We start from the raw sequence: 10058 nt of genomic DNA on the forward strand, positions 1-10058 counted from the left end.
AAAACATATATATTTAAATTTTATGTTTAATGAAACTTTGGATTTAAAATATTTGCAATTTAAGGGGGATATTTAATATGAAAACAAAAGAAAAAAAAGCCAACCCTAATAGAGGGATTTTGGCAGGAATCGAAAGGATAGGTAATAAACTACCTCATCCAGCTACAATATTCGTTATATTATGTGCTATTATCATCGGGGTATCAGCTATAATGGCTAAGATGGGAGTTTCTGTTACATACACAGGATTAGATAGAAGCACAATGGAGATAAAAGAAATGACTGCAAGTGTAGTAAGCTTACTTACACCTGAAGGAATTAGATATATGTTTACTTCTGCAGTAAAGAACTTTACTAGCTTTGCTCCGCTTGGAACAGTTTTAGTAGCTTTACTAGGAGTTGGAGTTGCAGAAGGTACAGGACTTATTGGAACATTATTAACAAAGCTTGTTACAAGCACTCCTAAAAGATTAATCACAGTTGTTGTTGTATTTGCAGGAGTTATGTCTAGTATAGCTTCTGATGCAGGTTATGTTGTTTTAGTGCCACTTGGTGCTATCGTGTTCTTAAGCTTTGGAAGACATCCAATAGCTGGTTTAGCAGCTGCATTTGCAGGGGTATCTGGTGGATATAGTGCAAATCTTTTAGTAGGACCTACAGATGCACTACTAGCAGGGATAACTACTGAAGGTGCTAAATTATTCTCTGATACAGCTTCAGTTGGAGCAGCAGATAATTGGTACTTTATAATGGCATCAACTTTTGTAATCACTATAATAGGAACAATAGTAACTGAAAAAATAGTTGAGCCTAAATTAGGTGAATATAAGGGTGAAGAAAAGGCTGTATTAACTGATATTACGGCAGAACAAAAAAGAGGATTAAAATTTGCTGGAATTGCATTATTAATATTTTTAGTTTTAATAGGTATAACTTTACTTCCAAATGGAGTTTTAAGAAATCCAGAAACTAATGAGATACTTAACTCACCATTTATGGATTCTATAGTAACAATAATTGCATTATTATTCTTTATACCAGGTGTTGCTTATGGAATTGGAAGTAAAACTGTTAAGAATGATAAAGACGTAATATCACTAATGGGTAAAAGTATGTCAACAATGGGAGGATATATAGTATTAGTATTCTTCGCGGCACAATTCGTACAATACTTTAGTTATACTAACATAGGTATAGTGATAGCAGTAAATGGAGCAAACTTCTTAGAAGGTGCTGGATTTACAGGAATACCACTAATAATTTCCTTTGTAATATTAACAGCATTTATTAACTTATTTATGGGATCTGCTTCAGCAAAATGGGCTATAATGGCTCCTGTATTTGTTCCGATGCTTATGAAATTAGGTAATTCACCAGCATTAGTACAAATGGCTTATAGAATAGGTGATTCAACTACTAATATAATATCTCCTCTTATGAGTTATTTTGCATTAATAGTTGCCTTTGCTGAAAAGTATGACAAGAAGTCAGGAGTAGGAACATTAATATCTACAATGCTTCCTTATTCTATAGCATTTTTAATAGGGTGGACAATATTACTTATCGTTTGGTTCGTACTTGGAATACCATTAGGACCAGGGGTTAACGTAACATTATAAGATTTTAATATATAGAATGGGGTTGTTATAAAAACAGCCCCATTAATAATTTAAAATAAATTTTGAATAATTACTAAAAAGAATCAGTCTTTAAACTCCGTTAGGAGTTCTAAAACTGATTCTTTATTTTATATTGTGTAGCAGTTCCATATTTTTGATTAGAGTAAACTTAATAGTATAAAAAATTTATTCTAAAAACAGAGCATCTTTATATCGTCTATTGTGAATATAATATTCTTTTAAATATGAAACAAAAACTTTCCTTAGCTCTACAAGCATAGTAGTTCCATCTATAATATAAATTAATAGGCCTTCCCAAATTGGACTTTTTAAATAATTATCATTTTCTAAATAAAATGTAAAGAACTTAAAGAATATATTTGACATTTCTTCGCCTAGATGTTCAATTGAATCAGGTGAAAATAGCTTATTTATTGATATTCTTAGCTTTTCTTTATCTTTTAAAGTAAAGTATATTAATGACTCGATCATCGAATCAGGTATAATTAGTCTATGATCAATTAAGCCAGAATTATTTCTTAAGCAGCTTAAAGCTTTATTATAATCTTGAATTTTAAAATAAGACCAAGCGATATTAGAATTTGTATATTCAATATAGTATGAATTATTAAGCTTCTTTGCCATTCTAAGAGCCATTTTTAAGTAAGTAATAGCATCCGCATGATTATCAAGCATAAAATAAACTTCAGCTGTCTTTTCATAGCTTTCCATTATGCTAATGAAATTTCCTTCTTCTACATATAAGGATAAGGCTCTTTTTATATTATCATAGGCCTTTATAGGATTATTTTTTACTCTATAAACATAAGAAAGCCAGTAATAACAATGACCTGTCTCTTTTGATGATAAGGCTTTTTCTATATAACTTTTACCTTCTTCAATGTCACCCTTAACATTTAATGTATCAACACCAATATAAAAATTATATAAGTATTCCTGATTTTGAGATAATAAGTCATAGGCTGCAATAATAGAGTTTTTAGCACTTTCAAACTTGTCTCTTTCTGGGGTACTGCAATATCTCGCAAGCTTAACTAGATAATAATCTAAGATTAGAGGTGAGGTAATATAAGCTTCTTCTTTTTCTTCTATTCCAATAAAAAGCTTGTTAGTATTATCAAATTCATTAAAATTCAGGTTATCAAAGAATTCTTCAAATTCTTGAAGGCCATTTTCTATAAATTCGTCATCATCATTGTACTTTAAACCAAGTCTATCAAATAGAATAGAAATAACATCTTCACTAGGTAATAATTCTCCATTTTCAATACGACTTAAATATGAAGGTACGCAAATTCCCTTTGCCAATTCCTTCTGACTCATATTCTTTTTTATTCTATTCAATCGAACTATAGAGCCAATTACCTTTTGATTATTTTTATATAATACATTATCCATTTAAAAAACCTCTCATTTGTTAAATTAACAGTATTTTCTATAGGTTAACATAATAAAATTGTATAAGTCAATAAATCCTAAATTTATAACTGATATAGTGTATGTGAAATTATAGGTAAATATGATTATCTTAAATATATAATTTAATGTGAATTTCTCAATGGCTAATATGCCCTAATTTCATTGAAGGCATATAGGTATTTTGTTACTATAAAGTAAATTGAGGAACCTTAAAAAAGTATAAATATGGCTAGGAGGATATATATGAGAAAATACTATATAACTGAAAAAATTAGTAGATATGAGATAGGTAATCCAATAGAAACTGAAGCAGTAGTGAATAAAGGTGATAGAAATTGTCCTGGAGATTTTAAGTATTTTAACATAGAGATAGGTAATGAAATAAAGCTTAATTATAAAATGAGTAAAGATGATAAGGTATATGGCCTTGGACAAAATATGAGAGGTATAAATAAAAGAGGATATATTTATGAGAGCTTTTGCAGTGATGATCCATGTCATACACCTGAAAAAAAATCTCTTTATGGGGCACATAACTTTTTTATAATAGAAGGAAGCAATACTTTTGGAATGTTTATAGACTTCCCAAGTAAAGTTACTTTTGATGTAGGATATAATGTAAGATCAAACTTTAATATTAATATAGAAGGCGCAGATACTAATATTTATATTATTGAAGGGGAATCCTTAAAGGAAATAATTCATGAGTTCTTAAAGATTATAGGTAAGAGCTATGTTCCTCCAAAGTGGGCTTTTGGATATATACAGAGTAGATGGGGATACAAGACAGGTGAAGAAGTTGAAGAAATAGCAAATAAGTTTATTGAAAAAGGTATCCCTTTAGATGGCATTTGTTTAGATTTAGACTACATGGATGATTACAAAGACTTTTCATTAAGTGAAGAAAGGTTTAGGGGGTTTGACTCATTAAATAAAAGATTAAAGGAAAATGGAATTAAAATTATTCCAATAATAGATGCAGGTGTAAAGATAGAAGAAGGTTATGATATTTATGAAGAAGGAATAAGAGGAAACTATTTTGCAGTTGATAAAAACAATGATCCATTCGTTGCTGCTGTTTGGCCTGGAAAAGTTCATTTCCCAGATTTCTTAAATAAGGATGCTAGACTTTGGTTTGGAAGAAAGTATAAGGAGCTTATAGATAATGGAGTAGAAGGTTTCTGGAATGATATGAATGAACCAGCTATTTTTTATAGTGAAGGTGGAATAGAAGAGGCATATAGAAAGATTGATGAACTTAAGAAACTAGAACTTAATGTAGATTCTTTCTTTAAGTTAATGGATATAGTAAATAATTTAAAGAATAATGTTAATGATTATAAGAGTTTTTATCATAAAACTGAAAATGGACTAGTTAATCATTATGATGTGCATAATATTTACGGATATAATATGACAAAGGCTGCTAGTGAAGGCTTTGATACTATTGATGAAAATAAGAGATTTTTACTATTCTCAAGAGCCTCTTATATAGGAGCACATAGATATGGAGGTATTTGGACTGGTGATAATTCATCTTGGTGGGAACATATAGTATTAAATATGAAGATGATGCCATCACTTAACATGTGTGGATTTTTATATTCTGGTGCTGATACTTGTGGCTTTGGCAGTAATATAGATCCAGAGCTAGCTGTAAGATGGAATCAACTAAGCATATTTACACCACTTTATAGGAATCATTCAGCCCTAGGGACTAAGTATCAAGAACCTTTTGCTTTTGATTTAGAAGTAGAGAAGATAATTAAAAATACTATTAAATTTAGGTATGCAATGATTCCATATCTTTACTCAGAATTTATGAAGGCTGTAAATAATAGTGAGATGTTTATAAAGCAACTAGGTATTGAATATGAGGATAAGCTTTCAAAAGAGGTAGAGGATCAATTACTTATTGGAGATTCTATAATGATTGCACCTATTTATGAACCAAATAAGAGAGGAAGATATGTATATACTCCTGAAGATATGCTTTTATGGAAAGTAAAAGATCATACAAGCAAAGATTTTGAAATCATTAAAAAAGGACATAACTATATCGATGTTGATATAAATGAATTCAGTGTATTTATAAGAAGAAATAAAATGTTAGTACTAGGAGAGCCTGCTCAAAGTACAAAAGATATAAATTCTGAAACATTAAATATTATTGCATTTGTGGAAAGTGAAGCAGAATATACTTTATACGATGATGATGGAATTAGTAATGATTATAAGAAAGGTGTTAATTCAAGTATAGATATTACTATATCTATAGATAGAGATAAGCATAATATTAACGCAGTTAATAAGGGTAATTTAGAAGTTAAAAGGTTAAATGTAACTATAATTACTGGAGAAGGTAAAATAATTTCTGATGTAGTTAATTTATAAGTATTATGGGGAGGGTATATGGCACAACTTGATATAAAGCAAATTAATGATTTGTATTATTATGATGGTGAAGATTTAGGGTGCACAGTAACAGCTGATTACACAACTTTTAAAGTTTGGTCACCACTAGCTGATTCTATAGAAATATGTATTTATGATAATTATAAAGAGATAAATAAGAAAATCTATAGTATGACAAAGAAGAAAAAGGGTATTTGGGAGATTACTTTTAAAGAGAATTTACAAGGGAAATACTACACTTTTCTATCTACTATAGATAACAATATTAATGAGGGGGTTGATCCATATGCTAAGGCTCTTTCAGTCAATGGTGAAAAAGCTGCAATAGTTAATATGATTGAGACAAATCCATCTGGGTTTATTAATCATAAAAGGCCAGAGAAGTTATATGGAACAGACTCTATCATCTATGAAGTAAGTATAAGAGATATTTCAAGTGATATTAATTCGGGCATAAGTAATAAGGGAAAGTATTTAGGTATTACTGAAGATAATACTTTTAGCAGTAATGGAACTAAGACAGGTTTATCTCATATTAAGGATTTGGGTATTACACATGTACAATTAATGCCTATATACGATTTTGATAGCATAGATGAGAGTCTACCTCAAGATGCTCAATATAATTGGGGGTATGACCCAGCTCATTATAATGTTCCGGAGGGAAGCTATGCAACAGATCCACATAATCCAATATGTAGAATAAAGGAATTAAAAGAAGCAATACAGGTATTACATGAGAATGGGCTCAATGTAATAATGGATGTAGTCTATAACCATATGTATGATGTTTTTAAATCAGGCTTTCATAAATTAATGCCAGGCTATTATTTTAGATACAATAATGGGAAGTTATCCAATGAAAGTATGTGTGGTAATGCTATTGCTTCAGAAAATGCTATGGTTAGAAAATTTATTGTGGACTCAGTAAAGTTCTGGGTTACAGAATACCAAATAGATGGATTTAGATTTGATTTAATGGGTTTAATTGATATTAATACAATGAATTTAATTAGAGAAGAACTAAATAAAATTGATTCTAATATAATTATTATTGGTGAAGGATGGGACATGAATAGCATTTTGCCTAAGGATAAAAAGGCAATTCAAAGAAATGCATATAAAATGAAGAATATAGGATTTTTTAATGATGTAGCTCGTGATGGAATAAGAGGCAATGCCTTCTTATTACAGGATAAGGGCTTTATAAATGGTGGTTATAATAAAGAAATATATATTAAAAAGACTATTGTAGGGGGTATTAAATACTCTGAAGAAATTAATACCTGGGGTGATGTAAATCCTAATCAAGTAGTAAACTATGTTGAATGTCATGATAATCATACTCTTTATGACAGACTAAAGCTTACAATAAGTGATGAAAATAAGCTGAAGTATATGCATAGACTAGGTACTTCTATAGTTTTATTATCACAAGGGATTCCATTTATTCATTCAGGTCAAGAGTTTTTAAGAACTAAGAATGGAATAGATAATACCTATAATTTAAGTGATGAAATTAATAATATGGATTGGCTTAGAAAATCTGAAAATATGGATACTGTTGAATATGTAAAAGGGTTAATAAAGCTTAGAAAAGAATATTCAGCCTTTAGAATGAGAACAGTAGAGGAAATAAAGTCTTGCTTTAAGTTTATTAATTCACCATCTAATTCTATAGCTTATAAATTAGCTAACATAAATGGTAATATTAAAGAAATCATTGTAATTCATAATGCAAATGAATCAAATATAGAAGTTAACCTAGATAGGGAAGAAGTAATAAAAGTAGTAGTAAATAAGGAAGAGGCAGGAATAGAGGGTATAAATGAAATAAAGTCAGATAAACTAGTATGTGAAGGTCTATCAACTCTAGTTGGACTAATAGTTTAAAATGAAAAAATGAAAGAATCAAAGAAGAGGTTTTGCTATGCAAAACCTCCTTTGTTTTAAAGATTACCTTATAAAAAAATCTGTAAGGATTTTTTATATGCATTCTTTCATTTTTTAATTTTTTCATTCTTTCATTAATAAAATGCCACGCATTTTATGATAAGATTGCGTCGTAGACTCTAAGGATTTCTCCAACGCTCCATCCTTGGGCAAAGCAGCCATTAGATTTAGTCGGATTTAAGCCATCATAAATTTCAGCTATTTGCCCTACACATCCTTCTCTTAGGCAAGATTCGAAGACTTCAAGTTGTTCTAAGACTTTGTCCTTGGACTCTTTAGAATAATCATTTGCTTTTAAGTATGAAAGATAATATCCTCCAAGGGGGAATGGCCATACAGTACCTTGATGATAGGACATATCTCGTTTAAAGTGACTACCACTATATTCAGGTACAAACTCCTTATCATATTTACTTAGGGTTCTTAGGCCATAAGGTGTATATAGAACTTCATAAACCTTGTCTACAACAGCTTTTGATTTTTCTTTTGATAATGGAGTAAAAGGTACCATTACAGCCCATATTTGATTTGATCTTATTTGATAATCGTAAGGATTACCAGAGACTACGTCTTTAAGACAGTTTTCTTTTTTATTCCAAAACTTATTATTAAAGGATTCCTTTACTTTCTCACTTAATGTATAAAATTCTAAAACATCTTTATTAAATTTATTTCCAAAGAACTCTGCTACTTTTAATGCATTATACCAAAAAGCATTTATTTCTACAGGCTTACCATGCCTTGCAGTAGGTAAAATATTTTCATATCTAACATCCATCCAAGTAACTTGGTCATAACCTTCACCAGCATGAATTAAATAGTCTTCATCCATATAAATTGCAAAGTCTGTTCCTTCCTTGTACCACTTAATTATATCTAAAACTGCTGAATAACCTTCATTACGAATAAAATCTAAATCACCACTTGATATATAGTATTCGTATAAGGCATAGATAAATAAAAGTGACGCATCTACAGTATTGTATAGTGGATCATTTTCACCTTCAGGGAAAAGATTTGGCATTAGACCTTTATTTATATATTTAATAAAGGTTCTAAATATATCTTTAGCATCCTCATATCTTTTTGTACTAATACAACATCCTAAAAGAGAAAACATTGTATCTCTGCCCCAGTCTCCAAACCATGGATATCCAGCCATAATTGTTTTTGAATTAGTAGATTCCCTATTACTTATAAATTGGTCACTAGCTCTAACTAAAGTCTTAGCAATTTCATTTTTAAAGCCTGATTTATTTATTAAATCCTTTTGTCTAGTAATTTCATTATTTATAATAGTTTGTACATCTTTACAGGATTTCTCTAGAGTAAAGATTAGTTCATAGGATTCTCTTGATTCTTTATTGCAATCATAAAAGTATGAAATAAAAGTTGATCCAGATCCTACTGAATTTCTTCCATCACAAGCATCGTAATCAAAATAATAATCATTAATAAATTCTAATTCTCTTTGTGATTTTCTTGAGTAATTTGAATGTACATACATAGTGATATCATCAGTAGAAACTATATTGTCAATGACTTTATAGCTTTTAGGAGTATTTAAAATAGTTCCCCTATCACAGAATTGGAATACTGGAATTACCTCAAGGGATACACTATGTTCAGTTCTATTTTCTATTTCGTATTTAATTCCTAATGTATTTTTACTATGCTCCATTACAATAGTCTTTTTAACTTCAATGCCATCAAAGAAGTATGTCCAAGTAGGCAAATATTCCTGTGTGAAACTACTTAAGTTTTGATAGCCTTCTTTATTCTTAGTATAGCAAACATATTCTTGAGAGCTTAAATATACCTTTTTATCCCCAATATGAAGTATTTCTTCTATTTTACTAATTAAGGTTTTTCTTATATTTGGTGCAGTTGTACTTGCTACAAAAAGTGCGTGGTCATTTCTTGTAAGGGAGTTAACAATAGTTGTACTTGAGTATCCACCTAATCCATTAGTTAATAAATAGCAATATGAATTACCACTTTTAAAATCCTTAAAATCATTTTTTCCATAAATAAATTTCATATAAACACCTTCTTTATTTTATTGTGTGAGAAATATAGAATGTAATTTGCCTTAAATATCTGTAAATAATTCTTAAATTTTCCTAGAGTGTATCAAAGAGGCTAATATAAAGTCAAGATTGCATACTTTGAAAAGGATAAATTGAGAAATTTTATAGTAATTTTAGCAGTTAAAGGAATGTAGAGATATCAATGCTTTAAGACGGATTTTTCAAATATAAGTAGGGTAAAACACTAAAAAGTGAAAAATCTTAGGATGAAAACCAATGCTTAAAGAACCTTTCCAGCCCTTAGTTTTACATACCTAAAAAGCCTTAATATTGTTGACCTTACAAATTTTAGAATGATATACTTTAGGTACAAGTTAATACTTTTCGAAAAGATACTTAAATAAAATTTGATTAAACAATACTGAGTAATGATAGAGGTTGTAGTATGAGAAAGAGTGGCATTATATTCCCAATATTTTCTTTACCTTCAAATCATGGAATAGGGACATTTGGAATTGAAGCATATAACTTTATAGATTTTTTAGAAAAAGCAAATCAAAGCTATTGGCAGATATTACCCCTTGGTCCTACTAGTTATGGG

General features: G+C 29.5%; 6 protein-coding genes. 4 read left to right on the plus strand and 2 right to left on the minus strand.

Annotated features, from left to right (window positions below; translation table 11 throughout):
- Nucleotides 1-77 precede the first annotated feature (77 nt).
- Complete coding sequence (locus E6248_RS08960) at nucleotides 78-1619, plus strand: AbgT family transporter (RefSeq protein WP_316340476.1); 1542 nt, start codon at nucleotides 78-80, stop codon at nucleotides 1617-1619.
- Nucleotides 1620-1805: 186 nt separating this feature from the next.
- Here the strand turns inward: E6248_RS08960 and E6248_RS08965 are convergent, their stop codons facing one another.
- The gene (locus E6248_RS08965; RefSeq protein ID WP_316340477.1) at nucleotides 1806-3038 is read right to left on the minus strand and encodes a helix-turn-helix transcriptional regulator; all 1233 of its coding nucleotides are present in this window, start codon (nucleotides 3036-3038) and stop codon (nucleotides 1806-1808) included.
- Nucleotides 3039-3302: 264 nt separating this feature from the next.
- Here E6248_RS08965 and E6248_RS08970 point away from each other — a divergent pair, with 264 nt between their 5' ends.
- A complete protein-coding gene (locus tag E6248_RS08970; RefSeq protein WP_316340478.1) occupies nucleotides 3303-5453 on the plus strand; it encodes a TIM-barrel domain-containing protein in 2151 nt (716 codons plus the stop codon).
- A gap of 18 nt (nucleotides 5454-5471) precedes the next feature.
- Nucleotides 5472-7367: a type I pullulanase gene (pulA, locus tag E6248_RS08975; RefSeq protein WP_316340479.1), complete on the plus strand. Its 1896-nt coding sequence runs from the start codon at nucleotides 5472-5474 to the stop codon at nucleotides 7365-7367.
- Nucleotides 7368-7521: 154 nt separating this feature from the next.
- On the opposite strand, the gene E6248_RS08980 is transcribed toward pulA, so the two are convergent.
- Nucleotides 7522-9468, minus strand: coding sequence for an amylo-alpha-1,6-glucosidase (locus E6248_RS08980; protein ID WP_316340480.1), 1947 nt, complete (start codon nucleotides 9466-9468; stop codon nucleotides 7522-7524).
- A gap of 434 nt (nucleotides 9469-9902) precedes the next feature.
- On the opposite strand from E6248_RS08980, the gene E6248_RS08985 reads away from it, so the two are divergent.
- A partial coding sequence (locus E6248_RS08985) for a 4-alpha-glucanotransferase (protein WP_316340481.1) occupies nucleotides 9903-10058 on the plus strand: 156 nt, incomplete at its 3' end.

The organism is Clostridium sp. (assembly GCF_032552055.1).
Taxonomy (GTDB): Bacteria; Bacillota; Clostridia; order Clostridiales; family Clostridiaceae; genus Clostridium.

Excerpts from the sequence above, each read along its gene's own strand:
- E6248_RS08960 (WP_316340476.1), top strand. The coding sequence starts at position 78 with ATGAAAACAAAAGAAAAAAAAGCCAACCCTAATAGAGGGATTTTGGCA.
- E6248_RS08965 (WP_316340477.1), bottom strand. The coding sequence starts at position 3,038 with ATGGATAATGTATTATATAAAAATAATCAAAAGGTAATTGGCTCTATA.
- E6248_RS08970 (WP_316340478.1), top strand. The coding sequence starts at position 3,303 with ATGAGAAAATACTATATAACTGAAAAAATTAGTAGATATGAGATAGGT.
- pulA (WP_316340479.1), top strand. The coding sequence starts at position 5,472 with ATGGCACAACTTGATATAAAGCAAATTAATGATTTGTATTATTATGAT.
- E6248_RS08980 (WP_316340480.1), bottom strand. The coding sequence starts at position 9,468 with ATGAAATTTATTTATGGAAAAAATGATTTTAAGGATTTTAAAAGTGGT.